We start from the raw sequence: 18,940 nt of genomic DNA on the forward strand, positions 1-18,940 counted from the left end.
GGCGGCAAGTCGCGTAAAATCGAACGCATCCCAATGCCCACGTTTTCCATTCATGCCCGCGCAAGACCCGGCTGGTACGGTCAAGAAAGAAGAAGGCGTCGCTGTCATCGACCGCGCGTGTGCCATCCTGTTCGCGTTTCGACCCGGAGACAGCGCGCTCACGCTCGCCGAACTCGCGGCGCGCACTGGCCTCTATAAAAGCACGTTGCTGCGGCTGGCCGGCGCGCTGATTCAGCATCGCCTGCTGCTGCGCCTCGACGACGGCCGCTACCAGCTCGGCCCCGCCACGTTCGCGCTGGGCGCGCTCTATCAGCGCAGCCTCAACATAGGCGACATTCTGCTGCCGCTGATGCGTGATCTGGCCGCCGCGAGCGGGGAGAGCGTTTCGTTCTACGTGCGGGACAACGCGGTGCGCGTGTGCCTGCATCGCGTCGATTCCCATCACGTGGTGCGCCACCATGTGCGCGAGGGCGACGTGCTGCCGCTCGAAAGCGGATCAGGCGGGCGCGCGCTGCTGGCATTCGGCGGCGAGCCGGGCAAGCTGTTCGAGAACATTCGCCGCGACTTCTATTGCATCTCGATCGGTGAGCGAGACCGCGAGACCGCGGGCGTTTCCATGCCCGTGTTCGGCGTTCACGATACCTTGCGCGGCGTGCTCACGCTCGCGGGGCCGAGTTCGCGCATCGACGGGGCGTTCGTCGAGCGCCATCTCGACGCGCTGTTCGATTGCGCGATACGTGCTACCGACGCGCTCGGCGGCGACTCGCGCGCGCTGCGCGCCGCCCAACGTGCGCACGCTGAGCGCGCACGCCAGGACGCCTGAAGCCACGTGCGGCTAGCGAGAACCCTGCAGGCGCAAGGCGCCGTTTGTACGCGTTCGCTTTCACGTCGCGTTGGTCAGGACTGCTCCAGATGTCGCTCCGGTGCGCCCGTATACGCATACGGAATCTGGCGCGGCATGGGCCCCTTGTTCCGCTCGCCGCGCCCGCGCTGCTCCCACGCATGCGCGAGGATGCCCACCGCGCGCGAGAGGCAGAACACGCCGCGCGCCAGTTCGGGCGCAAAGCCCAGTTCGGCGTAGATAACGGCTGTTACGCCGTCGATGTTCATCGGCACGGGCCGATCCTTGCGCTTTTTCAGCAAGGCTTCGATGCCGCGCGCAATCGCGGCATAGCGGCCCTTGATCGTGCCGGACGCCACACGTGCATCGACGAGCGCGAGCAGCCGTCCGGCGCGCGGATCGACCGGATGAAAGCGATGGCCGAAGCCCGGTAGATACTTGCCGTGTACGGCGATGAATTCGTCCACGCCGGCTTCGACCGCGGCTTCGAATGAGGCGCCCGCCACGACGCGCGCGGCGATGTCGGCATAGAGTTCGACCGCCTGCTGGCCGGCGCCGCCGTGCACGTCGTCGAGTGCGTTGAGCGCCGAGGCCATTGCGCCGTTGATCGGCAAGCCGCAGCTCGTGGCCATGCGCGAGATCGCGATCGAAGGCGCGTGTGGCCCGTGATCGACCGAGGCCACGAGCGCCGCTTCGAGCAGCGTGGCCTCTTCGTCGCCGGGCAGCTCGCCGCGCAGCATCAGCCAGATCATCTGCGGGAAACTCACGTTGCCGATCAGCTCCTGGATCGGATAGCCCCGCACCTTGATGGAGCCTGGATGGATGTCGATGATCGAGGTGCTCCAGTAGTCGGCGCAAAGGGCGGCGAGATCGGGCGTGGTTGTGTTCGTCGTCGGCATGGTCAGATCACTCCGTCATGGTGGAGGGCGTCGATTTGGGCGGCTTCGTAGCCGAGTTGTGCGAGCGTTTCGCGCGTGTGGGCGCCGAGCGTCGGGGCAGGAGTTGAGGGCGCGGCGTCGGCATCGGCGAGCCGCAGGCCCGCGCGCGTCACGCGTTGCGCGGCTTCGCCCTGTGCCGGTTCGAACTCGCGGATGAAGCGCCGTTCGGCGAGATGCGGATGCGCGAGGATTTCGGGCACCGAGAGCACGCGGCCCACGGGCACGCCGCGCTCGAGCAGGCGCGTTTCCCAATTGGCCGCGCTGTCTGCGGCGAGCGCGGTTTCGATCTCGGCCTTGAGCGCTTCGCGATACTGCTTGCGCGAATGGCGCGCGCAAAAGCGCTCGTCGCGCGGCAGGTCGGGGCGGCCGATCACCTCGCACAGGCTTTCGAACTGGCGCGTTTCGTTTGCGGCGATATTGAGCAGGCCCGCGCCGGTGCGGAAGGTGCCCGAGGGTGCGGCCGTGAAATTCTCGTTGCCCATCGGTGCGGGCTCGACCCCGGCGTTCAGATAATTCGACACGACCCAGCCCATGGTCGCGAGCGTGGCTTCGAGCATCGAAACGTCGAGGCGCCGCCCGCGGCCGCTCGTGCGCGCGTCGACGAGCGCCGCGCAGATGCCGAACGCAGCGGTGAGGCCGCCCACCGTATCGGAGACGGGATAGCCCACGCGCAGCGGCGCGCTGTGCGCGTCCCCCGTCACGCTCATCACGCCGGACATGCCCTGAATGATCTGGTCGTACGCAGGGCGGCGCGACAACTCGCCTTCGTCGCCGAAACCGGAGATGGCACAGTAGACCAGCGCCGGATTCACTTTGGATAACTGATCGTAGCCGAGTTCGAGGCGGTCCATCACGCCGGGCCGGAAGTTCTCGACGAGCACGTCGGCGTGGCGCACCAGATCGAGCAAGATGGCTTTGCCGCGCGGGTCTTTCAGGTTCAGCGTGATCGAGCGCTTGCCCGCATTCACGGCCACGAACGACGCGCCCATATTGCGCGCCGCGGCGTCCTTGTCGGCCCCGAGGCGCCGCGCAAGGTCGCCGCCTTCAGGATGCTCGACCTTGGTGACTTCGGCGCCGAAGAGCGCGAGTTGATAGGCGCAGAACGGACCCGCGAGCACATTCGACAGATCCAGGACGCGCACGCCGGCTAACGGGAGCATGGTTACCGCCTCGTATTGAAAAAATTAGTGGGAGATGTCGTCGAGCGCGCGATTCTTCGTGCGCGGCCCAAAGATGCCGATGGCCGCCATCACCACGATCATCGCGCCAGTGATGAGTGCGAAAACGCCTGGCACACCGAAGTGGCGCAGCGCGAACGCGATCATGAAGCCCGAGAACATCGCGGAGAGGCGCGACATCGAATAAACGAAACCCACTGCCGTGGCGCGCATGCGAGTGGGGAACAGTTCGACCTGGTACGCGTGATAGCCGACCGAGAGCAGCGTGCCGCCAAGCGTGATGAGTACACCGAGGAACATGAGCATCGCGGCCGACGTCTGCATGGCGAACAGCGTGCCGCAGACAGCGATCGCGAGCGCGGAGAGCACGACGAGCGTCTTGCGCTCGATGCGGTCGGCAATCGCCATGCCGAGCAGCGGACCGAACGGATTCGACGCAGCGATCACGAACGAGTAGAGCAGGCTGTGCGTGACTGTGACGCCCTTGGAAACGAGCAGCGTCGGCACCCACGAGGCGAAGCCATAGAAGCCAATGGCCTGAAACAGATTGAACACGAGCAGCGTGATCGTGCGGCGGCGGTAAGGCGGCTGCCAGATTTCGGCGAAGCGAGCCTTGGCAAGCGTTTGTGCGCTGGGCGATTCCTCGGCAGGCACGGGCAGCAAACGCCCGTGCTGCGCCTCGATCTTCGCTTCGAGCTTCGCGAGAATGCGCGCGGCTTCCTCGGTGCGGCCGCGCTGGGCAAGCCAGCGCGCGCTCTCGGGCACGCGGCGGCGGATCGCCCAGGCAATGAGCGCGCCGAACGCGCCGAACATCACGACCCAGCGCCAGCCGTCGAAGCCGAGTGGCGCGCGCGGCACGAACCACCACGCGAGCAACGCGACAGCCGGCACGGCCGTGTACTGCACCAGGTGCACGAACGCGAACGCGCGGCCGCGCATGTGCTTGGGCACGAGTTCGCTCACGTAGGTGTCGATGGTGACGAGTTCGACCCCGACGCCAATGCCCGCGATGAGGCGCCACAGGTTGATGCCGGGCGCGCTCGTCTGAAGCGCCATGATGCAGGTCGCCACCGAATACCAAAGCAGTGACGCGGTGAACAGGGTGCGGCGCCCATAGCGGTCGGCGAGGCCGGTCAGGCAGAACGTGCCGATGAAGAGCCCAGCGAACGATGCCGCCACGAATGCGCCGAGACCCGAGAAGCCGAAGAACGAAGCCGTGGTGGTCGAGTAAAGGCCGCTTTTCACGAGGCCCGGCCCGACATAGGCCGTGAAGAACAGATCGTAGAACTCGAACCAGCCGCCCAACGAAAGCAGGAGCACGAGCGTCCAGATGGCTCGCGTGGCCGGCAGGCGGTCGATGCGCGCGTTGATCTCTGCCGCACTGGCGGGCGCGGCGGCGTGGTCCCGGAGCGACGCACGCGTCGCTCCGATTGGCAAGCTGGACATCGGACTCTCCTGAACGCTTCGTTTGCGTGTTAGTTCTATCTGCCAGAACGTCGTTCTAAAAATATGGCTCGATGATACTGCGAGGCGCTGAGCCAACCGACCAGGGGTTTTACTGAGTGGGACGCGCACGGAGGGGGTGGCGTGCGCGTTACATAGGGCCTCATCCTAGTCAGGTCGACCGGCGGTATGCGGTCGCTGTGCCGCGTCGTTCGCCGTTCGTGAGCGGCCTGTTGGGCATGCCGTGTGCTACAAGCCCGTCGTTTTATACGGATGCTCAGTCAGGAGACGTCTTGAAGAAGAAAGTCTTTTCCGGAGCCGTTCCTGCCACGCTCGCCTTGTCGCTCTGCGCCGCTATCGCGCTCTCAGGCTGTGCGCATCCGGAGAGCGGGGGGCACACACAGGCGCAATCGAATGTGCCATCGCCGCTCACCGATCTCGACAACGGCGAGGGAACCGCCGCCGCGAGCGCGCCGCAGCCAGCCGTCGATCCGCAGGCGCTCGACGCGCTCAATGCCATGGGCGCTTATCTGCGCACGTTGCGCAAGTTCGAGGTCAACGCGGACATGTCGACCGACGTCGTGCTCGACAACGGCCAGAACGCGGCTCTGCTGCGCCATACGGTGCTCAAGGTCAAGCGGCCCGACCGGCTGCGCGCCGACATCACGGGTAACGGCAACGTGCGCGGACTGATCTATGACGGCCGCGAGTTGATGACCTTCAACGAAAAGAAAGGCTATTACACGCGCAATGACGCGCCACCGACGCTCGATGGCTTTGTGCGCGAACTCGCGAATAGCTGGCGTATCGAAGCGCCGCTCGCGGAGCTTTTCTACTGGGGCAACGACAAGGACGACAACGCGGCGATCACGACGGCGCAGGTGCTCGGCGTCGAGAAAGTCGATACGCGCTGGTGCACGCATTACGCGTTTCAGCAGCGTGGCGCCGACTGGGAAATGTGGATCGAGCAGGGACGGCGGCCGCTGCCGTGCCATTTGGTCGTTACCGACACGACCCAGGCCTCGAGGCCGCGCCATGAAGTGACGTACCACTGGAATCGGGCGCCGTCGTTCGTCGCTTCGACATTCGCGTTGCATCCGAAACCCGGTGCGAAGCGAATCGAACTGGAGCCGGCTGCCGCGCGGCCTTCGTTCGAGGAGGCTCAGTGAACGAGCGGCGCAAGCAATCGGTCCCGAGGATGCGGGCTATCGGGACCGGGGTGCCAACGGGCGGGAAGACTTGCCAGGTGGTGCCGCCCGTGGATTTATTTTATTTAACATAAGATAAATTATCGCAGTTTATCGATGTTCGCAAACATCGATAAACATCACATCTCGACAATCACCTTCAACGCCTGCGTGCTGGCCGCCTGCGAAAACGTCTCATACGCCTTGGGCATGTCGTCGAACGCAAACCGATGCGTGATCAGCCGGTTCGGATCGATCCGTCCGGCGCGCACGGTCTTGAGCAACATGGGCGTGCTCACCGTGTCGACGAGACGCGTCGTGATCGCGACGTTGCGGTCCCAGAGCTTGTCGAGGAAAAGCGACGCCGGCACGCCGTGCACGCCGATGTTCGCAATCACGCCGCCCGGCGCCACGATCTGCTGGCACAGTTCGAACGTCGCAGGCACGCCAACGGCCTCCATCGCGCAATCCACACCTACGCCATCCGTGAGCTTCATCACCGCATCCACGGCATCGCCCCCGCGCGGATCGATGCACGCCGTCGCGCCGAATTTCTTCGCGCATTCCAGACGATTGGGGTCCATATCGATCATGATGATCTGCGCGGGTGAATAAAACTGCGCGGTCAGGAGCGCGGCCAGCCCGATCGGCCCGGAGCCGACAATGGCCACCGTGCTGCCGGGTTCGACCTTGCCGTTGAGCACGCCGCATTCGAAGCCCGTCGGCAAGATATCCGAGAGCATCACGAGCGCGGCCTCGTCGAGGCCGTCGGGAATCCGGTACAGGCTCGTTTGCGCGTGCGGGGTACGCACGTATTCGGCCTGCGTGCCGTCGATGCGATTACCGAGAATCCAGCCGCCCGTCTTGCAGTGCGAATACATGCCGCGCCGGCAGTACTCGCATTGTCCGCAACTCGAGATGCACGAGACGAGCACGTGATCACCGACTTTCAGCGTCGAGACGCCACTGCCGATTTCGTGAACGACGCCCACGCCTTCGTGGCCGAGAATGCGGCCCGGCTCGCAACTCGGCACGTCGCCCTTGAGAATGTGGAGATCGGTGCCGCAGATCGTCGTCTTCGAGATCTTGACGACGGCGTCGCCGGGTCCTTGCAAGGCGGGCATTGGCCGCGTTTCGAGTGCGAACTTGCCCGGACCGTTGTAGACCAGTGCTTTCATGGTTCCTCCATCGACAACCGGAAATGGGCCGGCTCGCCGGGCGCCCTCCTTTCAGTCAGCGCGCGCGCGGCGAGTCCGTCTCCCTCTGCAAGGTTTGCATATTTCGATACACGGTGAGCCGCCGTGAACGGATTCGAAATAGCGACGACGTCGCCCTTGCATTCATGATCGTAGTCCAATGTCCGATGGCTACGAAGTGATGGCGTGGAGGTTCATGCGTTAAGCATGACTTTCTTGTGCTCGCTCAACCGCTAGAACAGATGCCGGATGCCGACCTGAACACCGAATTCGCTCTGACCCGGTCCCGGCGTCAGGAACGAACCCGTCGTAATGCTGGCGCCCGCCATCTTGAACTGGGCGGTGCCGTAGTTCTTCAATTCGGAAACCGTGCCGTAAAGCCGCGTGCCCTTCGAGAGATCGTAGTTGACGATCGCCCCATACTGCAGGGCGTCGTTGCCGAGATGCGTGCTGTCCTTGGTGTAGGCAGCGCCGGCGCCCACGCTGAAGAACGGCGTGAAGCGGTAGTCGGCCGAAAGCGAATACGTGCTGTGCCAGTCGCCCGCCGTATTGCCGACCGGCCCGACCGTCGGATCGTATTTGCCCGCCGGGTTGCTGAGCGCATTGCCCGTGGTCGCGGAAATGACGTCGTTGGCGCGGAAATAGCCGACGTAGATGCGCCCCCACCCGTAGTCCAGATTGCCGCCCGCCATGAATTCCTGCACACGGTTGGACGCTATCGCATTCGCCGCATTCAAATAGGCAAGCGCGAGATAAACCGGGCCCTGGGTGGTCTGCACCCCGGCCTGATACACGGCGTTGCCCGCGAGCGTGCCCGGCTGGCCGCCCACCGAATAATGCAGCTCGACCTGGGTCCCCACGAACTTGGGCGAGATCCACGCAATGTCGTTGTCGACGCGCGCCAGCCAGTTCGCGAAATTGTTGTAGCCCGAGGCGTAGGTCGCCGCGCTGAAGGCGTCCATATTGCCGCTCCAGGCGAACATCGGCGTGTTCTGCCGGCCGAAGCGCACCTCGCCGAAGCCACCGCCCACACCGACCCACGCCTGGCGATCGAAGAACCGATAGCTGTTCTGCAGCTTGCCCGTACCCGGATCGAAGCCGCTCTCCAGCGCGAAGTTCACGCGGTATCCGCCGCCTATGTCCTCCGTGCCGCGCAAGCCCCAACGGCTCGTCATCAAGCCGTTATTGCCGAGCACGGCGAGCGACGTGGTCTTGCCGTCGACTTTCGTGTTCTGGTAGCCGGCGAACACGTCCAGCACGCCATAGAGCGTCACCGACGATTGCGCCATTGCCGGCGTACTGGCGATGACAGCCGCAGTGGCCACCGACAAGCTAAGGAATCCTCTATTTAACGGCATCGTCACTTTCCCCTGTTGTTGACTTCTTGATAGTTCGGCGCTGAGGTGAAGGTTTCAGCGCGCGCGGTCGGTCGCAAGCATGCGCTTGACCACGAGTGCAAGCGGCACGGTGAAGCAAAAGTGCGACATGAAACCGCCGATGATGACGACTGGGTCGTAGTAATTCGGATGGTTGTCGGATGCGATGCTGATCGCCACATGCATGACGATCCAGGCCAGGATCGCGTAAAAGAGCGCGACGAACGTGGCCTCGTAACCACGGCGGCGGAAATACGGCCAGACCGCGGCGAACAGCACGCCCCACGCAATGGCGAAGAAGAAATGAATGGCAGTCCCGAGGAAATACGCCCAGATGCCGAGCGAGTCCTGTACGCCTTTGCCGAACACGAGGCCGGTCGCGTTGCGGGGAATGCCCGCAAGCGGCATGAGATGCTGGGCGCCGACCCAGATGAGCGCCTCGTAAATCCAGATGATCACCGCGCCCGTCAAGCCGCCGGCTATGCCGGCGCGCAAGATAGCGCCGAGCGTCGGCTTGCCGTCGATTGCCGTTTTCGTCCCTTGATACCCGCCCTCACCTACGCTTGCATTGCCGCTCATCGCCGTCTCCTCCTGTCGTACTGCACGAAATGTTTTTCGCCAAGATAGAAACGGGGCTAACGGAAAACTACATCGGGTTAACGGCAGGCAAGAGGCGTTCCGTGGGCAAGAAAGCGCGCGCAAGGCACGTCCGTGGCTCGCGATGAGCCGCGCGGCGCCAAGCTGGACAAGGCTTGGCGCGATTCATCGGTGCACGGTGGGGGGCTGGCAGACCGGCTTGCAGACCCGGTCGCCGATAAGAGAAATCGATACGGCGGAAACGACTTCGCAACGCCAGGTCTGCAAACGCGCTCCATCTGCCGCCACTCACCTACCCTCTTTTATCCGCAGCAGGAGGCGCAGCAGCACAGGCAGCACCAGCAGCACGAGCGGCATCTGCACGATCAAGCCCGAGATGATTGCGACGGCGAGCGGTTGCTGCATTGCGGAACCCTGGCCGAGCGCGAAGGCAAGCGGCAGCAGCGCGAGAATGGCTGCGATGGTCGTCATCGCGATGGGCCGCAGGCGATTGCGGCCCGCGGCCTGCAACGCCTCCTCGAGCGGCACGCCCTCGTCGCGTACGAGCCCCTGGAACTCGGAAACGTAGAAGATCGCGACCTCCGTCACAATGCCGACGATCATCGTCATGCCCATCATCGCGGAGATGTTGAGCTCGATCCCCGTCACCCACAGTCCGATGAAAACGGCGCCGGTGGCGAGCAGCGGCATCGCCATCACCGCGAGCGCCACGCGAAAGCGCTCGTAGAGGAATAGCAGCAGGCCGAACACCAGCGCCACGGCCGCGCCGAACACCGCGAGCAGCCCCTTGAAGGCGATCTGCTGTTGCTGGTACAAGCCGCCAAGTTCGTAGTAGACGCCCGTCGGCAGGAGCGCGGGATCGGCAAGCGCGCGCTGCACGTCGGCGATCGTCGAGCCGAGGTCGCGCCCATCGATGCGCGCCGTCACCGCCACCATGCGCTTGAGGTTGTCGCGACTGATCTCGGGTTGCCCGCTCACGTGCACCGGGTCGGCAACGCGTGAAAGCGCGAACACGTGCCCATCCGGTGCGCGCAACGGCAGGCGCGCGAGTTCGGTGTCCGTCATTTGCAGCGCGCCTTGCGCACGCACGCGCACGCCGACCGTCTTCGGGCCGTTCTGGAACTGCGTGGCCACGTTGCCGTCCAGCAGGTCCGAGACCTGTTGCGCGATTGCCTGCGGGTCCATGCCCTCGGCAGCCGCGGCGTCGGGGCGTATGCGCAGATCGATGGCGTCGCCGGCAGGATTGATGCCGTCGTTCACATCGACGATGCCGCTGATCTTGCCGATGCGTGCGGCCACACGTTGGGCGGTTGTCTCGAGCACATGCGGGTCGTCCGAGTAGATCTTGATCTGCACAGGCTGTGGAACCGCCGTGAGGTCGCCGATCAGATCCTCCATCAACTGCGCAAGCTCGACGCTCACACCAGGCACTTTCGTTTCGATCTGCGAACGGATTTCCTCCATCACCGTGTCGATCGGTTCGCGGTTACCCGACTTCAGGCGCACAAAGAAGTCCCCTTTGTTCGGCTCGTTCAGGTCACCGCCAAGTCCAGCGCCGGTGCGGCGTGAATACGTCGCCACATTCGGGTTCGCGCGAATGATCGCTTCGATTTGTTGCATCAGACGATCGGTTTCCGTGATCGACGTGCCCGGCTGCGTGTGATAGTCGAGCACGAAACCGCCCTCGTCCATCGACGGCATGAAGCCGCTTCCGACCCGCGTGAACGCGAGCGCCGAAAGCAGCGCAAGCGGAACGACGAGCGCGAGTACCCACACGGGCCGCGCGCTCACGCGCGAGACGAGCCGCGCATAGGTGCGGTTGAGCCATGCGGCGAAGCGCGTTTCGCGATGCTCCTCGGCATCTTTCGCCGTGAGCCAGCGGTCGCAGAGAATCGGGATCGCGAGCCACGTGACGAGGAACGATATAAAGAGTGCGCTCGCCATCGTCACGGAAAGCGCCTTGAAGAACGCGCCCGTTACGCCCGAGAGAAACGCCAGCGGCACGAAGATGATGAGCGTTGCCGCGGAAGAGCCGGCGAGCGGCCGCGTGAATTCGAGCGCCGCGCTCATCACGCGGCCATGAAACGCATGCGCGCCGGCTTCGCGCATACGCCGCGCGATGTGCTCGATCATCACGATGGCATCGTCGATCACGAGGCCCACCGCCGCCGCCATCCCGCCGAGCGTCATGATGTTGAAGCCCATGCCGAACACGTCGAGCAGCAGAATGGTCGCGGCCATCACGATGGGCACGAGCGCCACCGCGATGAGCGTGATCTTCGTGTTGCGCAGAAATACGAAAAGCGTGAGCGCTGCGAGCACCACGCCGATCATGATGGCATCGCGCACGCTGGTGGCCGAGGCGATCACGAGCTCGCTCTGGTCATACCAGTTCGAGAGCGTCACGCCGTGCGGCATCTGCGGGCCAAAGTCCTTCAGGCGTGCGCGTATCGCCTGCGCCATCGCCACACTGTTCGCGCCGGGCTGCTGGTAGACGTTGATCAGCACCGCGTCCTGACCGTCGGCGGTCACGCGGATCCATTGCGGCACGGTCCCCTGGGCAACGGTGGCCACATCGCGCAGGCGGATCTGCGTCGCGCCCGCGGAAGAGACGACCACGTTTTTCAGCGTATCGAGCCCGCTGAAAGCCGAATTCGCCACGACGAGATAGAGCTTGTCGTGGTCCTCGATGCGCCCGGTGGCCATCAGCACGTTGCCCGCGCCGATCGCGCGCGAGACATCGGCGACCGAAAGCTTGTACGTCGCGAGGCGCGCGGGATCGACGGCGACTTCGAGCTCGTTGCGCGCCCCACCCGTCACGTCCACGCGCGCCACGCCCGCAACGGAGGAAAGCAGCGGACGCAACTGGAACTGGGCGAGGTCGTAGAGCTGCGAGAGCGACAGGCGCGACGACGTCAGGCTGTACGCGAGTACCGGAAACACCGTGGGGTCCATCCGGCGCACCTGCATGGTGGTGCCGGGCGGCAGCGTCGCGAGGATCTCGGCGATGGCCGACTGCGCCTGCAACGTGGCTTGCGCCATGTCCGTGCCCCAGTCGAAATTCAGGGAGATTTCCGCCGCGCCCCGGCTCGTGCGGGATTCCACGTCGCGCACGTTCGGCACCCGCCGCAACGCTTCTTCCACCGGCATGGTGACGAGCGTCGCCATCTGTTCGGCCGGACGGTCGCCCGCGTCGAGCGAAATCACGGCGCGCGGAAAGGAAACGTTCGGAAAGAGCGAGATCGGCAGACGCAACGCGGTGAGCGCACCGGCAAGCGCAGCAAGCGCGATCACGAACAGCAGCGAACGTCGATGGCGCTGCATCCACTGGCTAAACGTCATCGCGCGCCGCCTTGCGCCACGCGCACGGCCATGCCGTCTTCGAGTTCGTAGTTGCCGACGACGACGAGCGGCAGCGAGGCGTCGAGCGCGCCATCCACGCCGTACGTATCGCCATGCTCGACTTTCACCTTCACGTCGACGCGGTGCGCCTTGTTGTTCGGCGCGATTTGAAACACATAGCTGCCCTTCGCGTCCTGGAGTACCGAGGCGCGCGGCACGTTCCACCACGTGCCGGTCTGCGTGTCGATGTCGGCCCGCACGCGCGTTCCTGGCAGGAAGGCGGCCCCCGCGAGCGGCACGCTCGCACTCACGTTCACGAGCTGGCTCTGCGCGTCGATGGCTGCGCCGACGAGCACGATGCGCCCCTGCGCACGCTGCGACCCGAGCGAAGCGGACAGCGGGCGCAGCACGACACGATCTCCGGCGCGCAGCGCGAGCGCATCGGCGGGCTCGACGCCCAGCGAAATGTTCGCGGCATTGCCCGCTGCACCGTTGGATGCCACGAGTTGGGCGAGCGCCGTGCCCGCCTGGATCCGGTCGCCCGGTACCGCGGCAAGCTGCGCGATGACGCCGGCCACCGGTGCCGTGATCGTTTTCGAACCCGGTGCAATACCCGTCGCTTGTTGCGCAGCGAGCGCCTGCTGTGCGTCGTCAAGCGCTTTTTGCGCCGCGGCGAGCTGCGATTGCGTGGCGAGACCGTCGTGAAAGAGCGAGCCGGTGCGCGCGAGTTCGCCGCGTGCGAGCGTCGCTGCGCTTTGTGCCTGCGTATAGGCGATCACGGCGTTCGGATCGGCTTGCACAACGAAGAGCGCGGCGCCCTGCGCGACGGTCTGGCCGGGCTGGACGAGCACGCGCATGACGCGTGCGAGATACGGCAGGCTGATGGTCGTTGCGTTCGAAGCCGCAGACGCGACCGCGCCATACGCGACGACGGTTTGGGCGACCGGCTGGCGCACCACGTGCACGACGTGCACGGCGGCGGATGGCGCAGGCGTGCTGCCCGAGGAGCCGGCGTCATCGGCGCGCGCTGCATGCGGTGCGAAAAGCGTTGCACCAGCGACGAGTGTGGCCGCCGCGCCGAGTGCGTAGACGGTGACACGCGTGCGCGTGCCGGAAAGAAAGCGGTGCTCAGTCATGGAGATCAACGTGCAACGATGGTATTGGAGGGCGCGCTTTCAGCAGTGGCGCCTCGCGCGGGCGGAGTCTGATCAGGATCGGGAATCGCGCTGCCGAGCAGCGCCTGGAGGCCAATGCGCTGCTCCGCTAGCGCTTCGCGCGCGGTGGCGGCATCGATGTGGCGCGCGAGCGCTGCGCTTTGCGCGTCGACGTACTGGCCGAGCACGATGTTGCGCGCCGCGTAGGCGTCGTGCGCCTGCGCGGCGGCACGCTCGAGCCCTGGCAGCGCAGCGTCATCCTGATCGAGTTGATGCGCGGCGATCGCGCTGTCGGCACGCAGGTGGGCGATATCGGCGTAAGCCGCGTTCAGGCGTGTCTGGTATTCGTCAGCGAGACGCTGTCGCGTGGCCTGCTCGATGGCGATATTGCCGCGATTGCGGTTGAAGACCGGCAGCGTGAGGTTGATCGCGAAACCGCTCGTGTAGATTTCCGAAGTGTCGCGCTGGCGCGTAAAGCCCACCGAAAGACTGGGGAACTGGTTGAGGATCGCGGCGCGGTACTTCTGCTCCTGCGCCTCGTAGCCTGCCTGCAGCGCGATCAGATCGGGACGGCGCTGCGCCAGCTTCGCAACGGCGGCGTCGAGCGTGACATCGGGCAGCGGCGTGACTGCCGTGTCGCCTGTCAGTGCGAGCGTCGTGTCGGGCGCGAGGCCGAGCAAAGCATTGAGGTCATGGTGCGTCTGCTCGCGCGCATGCTGCATGTCGGTGTATTGCTTGCGGGCGTCTTCGTATGCGGTGAGCGACGCGGTGACGCTGTCCGCCGTGACGTTGTGCTCGCTTGCCGCGTGTGCGGTGCGCTCATAACGCATGCGGGCGAGCGCCGTCTGCTGCTCGAGCAGCGGCAACACCTCATCCTGAAAGCGCGCTCTCACATACAGCTGCTTCGCTTGCGCAACAACCTGCCACTCCTGCCAGAGCAGGCCGAGGTCGGTCTTGCGAACCGTGGCGTTGGCGGACTTCGTGTTCGCGCCACGCGTGACAATCGCCATCACGTCCATGCTCAGGCCGTAGCTGAACGCGCGCGACAACCCAACAGCGCCGGGATAGTCGCTGGAGATGCTTACTTGGGGATCCGGCAGGAGTCCCGCCGAAAACGCCTGCGCTTGCGCAATGCCGAGATCGCCGCGGGCAAGTTTCAGGTCGGGATTGTTGACGACGGCCAGCATCGCGACGTCCTCGATATCGAAGCCGTTCGATGGATCGAAGCGATGCGCTGCAAGCTCGGGCAACGGCATTTTCGCGGGATCGATCTGCACCCGCGCGAGCGCATCCGGCGTTGTCAACGAAGGACCCGTAGCCAATGGCTGCGCCTTGTAGCTTGCGCAACCGGCAAGCAGTGCGGTGCCCGATACAACGGCGACGAGCGTGGCACGCGCGCGATGCGGGATGTTGAAGTGAAAGACGCGCGGATACATCGCGCGAGACTGCGGGCTGGACAATATGGACTCCTCGAGCCAATCCCGCGCAGCATGAATGCGCGAGCATGGACCTGAACGCAAACGCCACACGTTGGTGGCGTTGCGGCAGGCATGCGGCACATTCTGCAGGGTTAACGCTTATGCAATCCTTAAGCAGGCGTCCGTGTCCAATCGCTACGGCCGCTTCGCCGTCAGATAGGCGATGCGCTCAGCGCCGAGTTGCGCTCCGCTTTCGAAAATCGCCCGCATCCTGACTTCCAGATACGCGCGCTCATCGCGGGTAAATTCTTTTTCGAAAACCTCTTCCAGGCTCGGCGCCAACGGGTGTGGCGAGGTACGAAGAAACGTTTCCCAAGGCAGGCTGTCTTCTGTTCGCACTTCGATGTGCAATACCAGATGAATGTCAGTGAAGCCCGCGTCGATCGCGAAGCGCACGAGGTCGCGCTCACCATAATTCGTGATGGGGAGCGAGCGCGCCTTCTCCTCCGTGTCGGGGAACTGCGCCGCCCGGCATCGGTGCAGCAAGGGAAAGAAGGGATCTTCCGTGTTGAACGCACGGGAATCGACCAGTTGCTTGAGCATGCAAACCTCAAGCGCTTCGTCGCGCAAAATCGGCTCGGCGATGGCGAAACGGCCACCCGGTTTGAGGATGCGGAAGACCTCTCGCATTGCGGCAGGCTTGTCTTCCACATACGCCAGAACCGCGCGCATCGTGGCGGCATCGACCGCTTCGTTGGCGATGCCTTCCAGATTCTCGGCGCAGCCGTGTATGAATGCGCACTGCCCGCGCACACCCAGGCTTCGGGCGCTCTCTTCCGTGTGCCGTAGCAACGGAGCCGAAATATCGGTCATGAGCACCCGGATCGAGGCGCCGGCCCGTTCAATCGCACGAAACCCGACCAGACCATCGCCCGTGCCGATGTCGGCCAACGTCATGCCAGGGCGAAGGCGGACGTAATCCAGCACACGGTCTGCGTATTTTGTGATCTCGGCACGGACATTGTGCTCATGGGCGCGATCGTCGCCATGACGCTGCCGGAGGATCCATGTGGACCAGTTGTCCTGAGTTACGTCGTTCGTGAGTGGCAACAAAATGGATTTCCAGGGGAAACTTGAAAGACTTGCACGATGGTAGCTTTGAATTCTGATGAACTCCTTATCTAAACCCTATTCCCGACGTGGAACCCTATTTTTGCGATGCCAAAGGTACGCCTTTTAGCCTGAATAAAAGCGGCTTTCATTCCAGAACGCACACTCAGCAATTGCAATGGGCAGACGCGCCATGGCACGGGGCGTCAGAAAACTCGGACCTGATCAGCTTTTAAAACACATCGCCGGGCCATTATGAGCGGCACTGGCGCAAATCGAACCGCAGCTTATGCGAGCCTTAAGTTGATTCATTTTCAGAAAATAAATACTTCTTAAGTATTTGGAAGGTGCTCCGATAAACCGGGCGCAGTTCTCGGTTTTTTCTCTCTTTATTGGAGACCTTCTGATGACAATCCAGGCAGTTTCTAGCCAACCCGTCGCTGCAACCGCAGCGAATACCGGCGCGCAGAACCAGCAGGCGACTGCCGCTACGCAACCGGCGAGCAAGACGCAGGCTCAGTCCAGCACGACGACACACGCTTCGACGTCGTCGGCTTCGTATGCCGTCACAATCAGCAATGCCGCACGCGCTGCATTGGCCGAAGCCACCGAAACATCGGTGCAGACCGCGCAGGAAGCCAACCGCGGAGATCGACAGGCTCAACGCCTGCTTTCGAAGGAGCAGGCCAATAAGCTGGGGTAAGGCGCAAGGCGTGCGATAAGTGTGGTCCGGCGCCGGTTTCGCACGCCCTACCCTCTGGATCCGCTTGCAAGTCGCGCGAAAACCGCGACGTGCAAGCCACCCGCTTTTCGGCACGACCGCCCGACGCGCTCCAAGTGCGTCTGAAAAAACCACGCCGATAAGATAACTTTTCTTATCACAATGGCACGATCTGAGCACAAAACTCTCCACTCCAAAAACGCGCCGCAGGCAGCCATCACGTCAGCTGGGGTCCCCTCACATGCACCGCGCGACTCGCACGCTGGGTCCTGAACGCCGTGCAGACCTATTTTCAGTGACAATATGTGAGAGCGTCCTCGCGCTGCTCAAGGAAACAAGCGCGTAGACGCTTTCGGACATCGAGCTTTACGAGTAACGAGGCAGGAGGTTTTATGCAGTCGAGGGATCACTGGAATCGCGTCTATACGACAAAGACGCCGACCCACGTAAGCTGGTTTCAGGAGCATGCGCTCCAGTCGGTGGCGCTCATTCGTCACGCGGGCTTGTCGAAGGACGCGGCCATCATCGACGTGGGCGGCGGGGCCTCGACGCTCGTCGACGACCTCGTGGCGGATGACTATCGCAACGTCACGGTGCTGGACCTTTCCGACGCCGCGCTCGCCGCCGCCCGCATGCGCCTGGAAACGCGAGTGGGCGAACGCGCAAGCCGCGTTTCGTGGATCGTGGGCGACATCACGCAAATCGAACTGCCCGTGCGGGCTTACGACGTTTGGCACGACCGCGCCGTGTTTCATTTCCTGACGAGCCACGAAGACCGCGAAGCCTACGTGAACGCCGTGCTGCGCGCCGTGAAACCGGGCGGCATCGTGATCGTGGCGACCTTTGCCGAGGACGGCCCCGACCATTGCAGCGGGTTGCCCGTCATGCGCTATAGCGCCGATGCGTTGCACGCCGAATTTGGCGCGCCCTTCACGCTGCTCAAACAGGAACGCGAGGAACATCACACGCCGGGGGGCGCCACGCAGAAGTTCATCTACTGCATGTGCCGTAAAGAGACTTCGTGAACGTGCTTGTTGTTGATGCGCGCCGTTTCAGGGTGCGAACGCGAGTGCCGCGTCTTCCGGAAAACTTTCGAGCGCGCGGCTGCCATCGCGCAGCGCTTCGCTCTCGCCGTTGAAGGTCGTTTCGCTGTATGCGATGAGCTTGAAGCCGCTACCCGCGCTGCGAGGGATGGTGATGCCCCAATGCCACCCTCCTTCCTGTTCGAAGACGTGCAGCTTCAGAGATGCATGCAATGTGTTTGATCGAGTCGTCATGTCACGCCCTCCTTTGCGAAAGCGTCGAGGTAGCCGGCAGACATTGATCAGTGTAGGCATCATTTTGTTGCGGCGCAATAAATATCGACGTTGAGTGGCGATGCTACGCCATCGGGCGTCGTCATCCGGCAACAAAGCGAAACAGGCCGCAACGAGAAGCAACAAGCGGAAACAAAAGTAAACAAGCGTGCAGCAGCGCAGCGCTGTGCCGCAGTGTCACGCGCTCTGCCCCTTCAAAAGGAGGTTGCCACGCATATCCTCGAACGTGTCGATCTATCCGATCGAGCCCGACGCGGACCCGATGGCCCAGTGGTGCGCCTCGTTTGACAAGCTGCAACGCGAAGTGCCCGACGACGTGCTCGTGCTCCCCTCGCATAACGACTGCTTTTACTGGCTGCACGCGCGCATCGAGCGTTTGCGCCAGGGGCAGGACAAGAGCCTCGCGCGCCTGCGCGCCACGCTCGCCGAACCGCGCCGCGCCGTGGATGTGTTCGGTGCGCTGTTCGCGCGGCGTATCGGCGAAGACGATCTCGGGCAGGTGAGCCTCGCAACCGGCGAGAGCCTGGCGTGCCTGAACTACCTGCTGTATCGCGGCGAAGTGAAACGCGAGTTGCGCGACGATGGCATGTACTGGTATTCGCGGACGTAGAAAATGGCAGGGAAGGCGCACTACGCCTCGCCTGCCACAAGCCGTATCGACGGCACGCACCGGAAAACCCGGAAAATCTCCCGTCGGTGCTTACATGTTCGGATAGTTCGGGCCGCCGCCACCTTCGGGCGTGACCCATACGATGTTCTGCGTCGGGTCCTTGATATCGCAGGTCTTGCAGTGCACGCAGTTCTGCGCGTTGATCTGCAGACGATGGGCGTCCTGCTCGTCCTTCACGAACTCATACACGCCTGCGGGACAGAAACGCGCCTCGGGGCCTGCGTAAGTCGTGAGGTTGATGCCGACCGGCACCGTCATGTCCTTGAGCGTGAGGTGCGCTGGCTGATTCTCTTCGTGGTTCGTGTTCGAGATGAACACCGAAGAAAGCCGGTCGAATGTGAGCTTGCCATCCGGCTTCGGATACTCGATCGGCTTGCACTGCGAAGCGGGCTTGAGCATCTCGTGGTCGCGATGCTGGTGATGCAGCGTCCACGGCACGTTGCCGCCCAGCAG

General features: G+C 63.8%; 17 protein-coding genes. 5 read left to right on the forward strand and 12 right to left on the reverse strand.

All coding sequences use genetic code 11. The features are described 5' to 3' along the window. Window positions 1–52 precede the first annotated feature (52 nt). Window positions 53–823 (forward strand): IclR family transcriptional regulator, encoded by a 771-nt coding sequence (locus A3CW_RS48710; RefSeq protein ID WP_035514955.1) that lies wholly within the window; start codon window positions 53–55, stop codon window positions 821–823. Between the two features lie 74 nt (window positions 824–897). Here A3CW_RS48710 and A3CW_RS0136095 read toward each other — a convergent pair whose 3' ends face one another. Genes A3CW_RS0136095 through A3CW_RS0136105 form a run of 3 tightly spaced genes read right to left on the reverse strand, consistent with a single transcriptional unit; the run spans window position 898 to window position 4,388 of the window. Further along, window positions 898–1,740 carry a citryl-CoA lyase gene (locus tag A3CW_RS0136095; RefSeq protein ID WP_035514957.1) on the reverse strand — a complete coding sequence of 281 codons (843 nt, stop codon included), beginning with the start codon at window positions 1,738–1,740 and terminating at the stop codon, window positions 898–900. Window positions 1,741–1,742: 2 nt separating this feature from the next. Further along, window positions 1,743–2,939: a CaiB/BaiF CoA transferase family protein gene (locus A3CW_RS0136100; protein WP_028207884.1), complete on the reverse strand. Its 1,197-nt coding sequence runs from the start codon at window positions 2,937–2,939 to the stop codon at window positions 1,743–1,745. 24 nt (window positions 2,940–2,963) lie between these two features. Beyond that, complete coding sequence (locus A3CW_RS0136105) at window positions 2,964–4,388, reverse strand: MFS transporter (protein WP_028207885.1); 1,425 nt, start codon at window positions 4,386–4,388, stop codon at window positions 2,964–2,966. A gap of 305 nt (window positions 4,389–4,693) precedes the next feature. On the opposite strand from A3CW_RS0136105, the gene A3CW_RS48715 reads away from it, so the two are divergent. After that, window positions 4,694–5,569, forward strand: coding sequence for a DUF2092 domain-containing protein (locus tag A3CW_RS48715; protein WP_051481942.1), 876 nt, complete (start codon window positions 4,694–4,696; stop codon window positions 5,567–5,569). A gap of 158 nt (window positions 5,570–5,727) precedes the next feature. On the opposite strand, the gene A3CW_RS0136115 is transcribed toward A3CW_RS48715, so the two are convergent. The 7 genes from A3CW_RS0136115 to A3CW_RS0136145 all read right to left on the reverse strand — a co-directional run bounded on the left by A3CW_RS0136115 (window position 5,728) and on the right by A3CW_RS0136145 (window position 15,780). Next, window positions 5,728–6,765, reverse strand: coding sequence for a zinc-dependent alcohol dehydrogenase family protein (locus A3CW_RS0136115; RefSeq protein ID WP_028207886.1), 1,038 nt, complete (start codon window positions 6,763–6,765; stop codon window positions 5,728–5,730). 251 nt (window positions 6,766–7,016) lie between these two features. Then, window positions 7,017–8,108 carry a porin gene (locus A3CW_RS0136120; RefSeq protein WP_028207887.1) on the reverse strand — a complete coding sequence of 364 codons (1,092 nt, stop codon included), beginning with the start codon at window positions 8,106–8,108 and terminating at the stop codon, window positions 7,017–7,019. An 87-nt stretch (window positions 8,109–8,195) separates the two neighbouring features. Continuing rightward, a complete protein-coding gene (locus A3CW_RS0136125) occupies window positions 8,196–8,738 on the reverse strand; it encodes a hypothetical protein (protein ID WP_028207888.1) in 543 nt (180 codons plus the stop codon). Window positions 8,739–9,044: 306 nt separating this feature from the next. Next, entirely contained in the window at window positions 9,045–12,098 is a 3,054-nt protein-coding gene (locus tag A3CW_RS0136130; RefSeq protein WP_028207889.1) for an efflux RND transporter permease subunit, read from the reverse strand. Continuing rightward, window positions 12,095–13,234, reverse strand: coding sequence for an efflux RND transporter periplasmic adaptor subunit (locus tag A3CW_RS48720; RefSeq protein WP_081771972.1), 1,140 nt, complete (start codon window positions 13,232–13,234; stop codon window positions 12,095–12,097). The genes A3CW_RS0136130 and A3CW_RS48720 overlap by 4 nt, the downstream gene beginning before the upstream one ends. A 5-nt stretch (window positions 13,235–13,239) precedes the next feature. Next, window positions 13,240–14,712 carry a TolC family protein gene (locus A3CW_RS48725; RefSeq protein ID WP_245623838.1) on the reverse strand — a complete coding sequence of 491 codons (1,473 nt, stop codon included), beginning with the start codon at window positions 14,710–14,712 and terminating at the stop codon, window positions 13,240–13,242. A 153-nt stretch (window positions 14,713–14,865) separates the two neighbouring features. Continuing rightward, window positions 14,866–15,780 (reverse strand): class I SAM-dependent methyltransferase, encoded by a 915-nt coding sequence (locus tag A3CW_RS0136145; protein WP_161782970.1) that lies wholly within the window; start codon window positions 15,778–15,780, stop codon window positions 14,866–14,868. Between the two features lie 406 nt (window positions 15,781–16,186). Here A3CW_RS0136145 and A3CW_RS52725 point away from each other — a divergent pair, with 406 nt between their 5' ends. Both A3CW_RS52725 and A3CW_RS0136155 read left to right on the forward strand, forming a co-directional pair. Beyond that, window positions 16,187–16,483, forward strand: a complete 297-nt coding sequence (locus A3CW_RS52725; RefSeq protein ID WP_154678139.1) for a hypothetical protein — start codon at window positions 16,187–16,189, stop codon at window positions 16,481–16,483. Window positions 16,484–16,893: 410 nt separating this feature from the next. Beyond that, window positions 16,894–17,526, forward strand: coding sequence for a class I SAM-dependent methyltransferase (locus tag A3CW_RS0136155; RefSeq protein ID WP_028207891.1), 633 nt, complete (start codon window positions 16,894–16,896; stop codon window positions 17,524–17,526). A 27-nt stretch (window positions 17,527–17,553) separates the two neighbouring features. On the opposite strand, the gene A3CW_RS0136160 is transcribed toward A3CW_RS0136155, so the two are convergent. After that, window positions 17,554–17,778 (reverse strand): hypothetical protein, encoded by a 225-nt coding sequence (locus A3CW_RS0136160; RefSeq protein ID WP_028207892.1) that lies wholly within the window; start codon window positions 17,776–17,778, stop codon window positions 17,554–17,556. 265 nt (window positions 17,779–18,043) lie between these two features. On the opposite strand from A3CW_RS0136160, the gene A3CW_RS0136165 reads away from it, so the two are divergent. Then, on the forward strand, window positions 18,044–18,427 hold the full coding sequence (locus A3CW_RS0136165; protein ID WP_028207893.1) for a hypothetical protein: 384 nt from the start codon (window positions 18,044–18,046) through the stop codon (window positions 18,425–18,427). Between the two features lie 90 nt (window positions 18,428–18,517). On the opposite strand, the gene A3CW_RS0136170 is transcribed toward A3CW_RS0136165, so the two are convergent. Further along, window positions 18,518–18,940 (reverse strand): 4Fe-4S dicluster domain-containing protein (locus tag A3CW_RS0136170; RefSeq protein WP_028207894.1); only part of this gene is annotated, 423 nt, incomplete at its 5' end.

It is taken from the genome of Paraburkholderia nodosa DSM 21604, from assembly GCF_000519185.1.
GTDB classification, from domain to species: Bacteria; Pseudomonadota; Gammaproteobacteria; order Burkholderiales; family Burkholderiaceae; genus Paraburkholderia; species Paraburkholderia nodosa.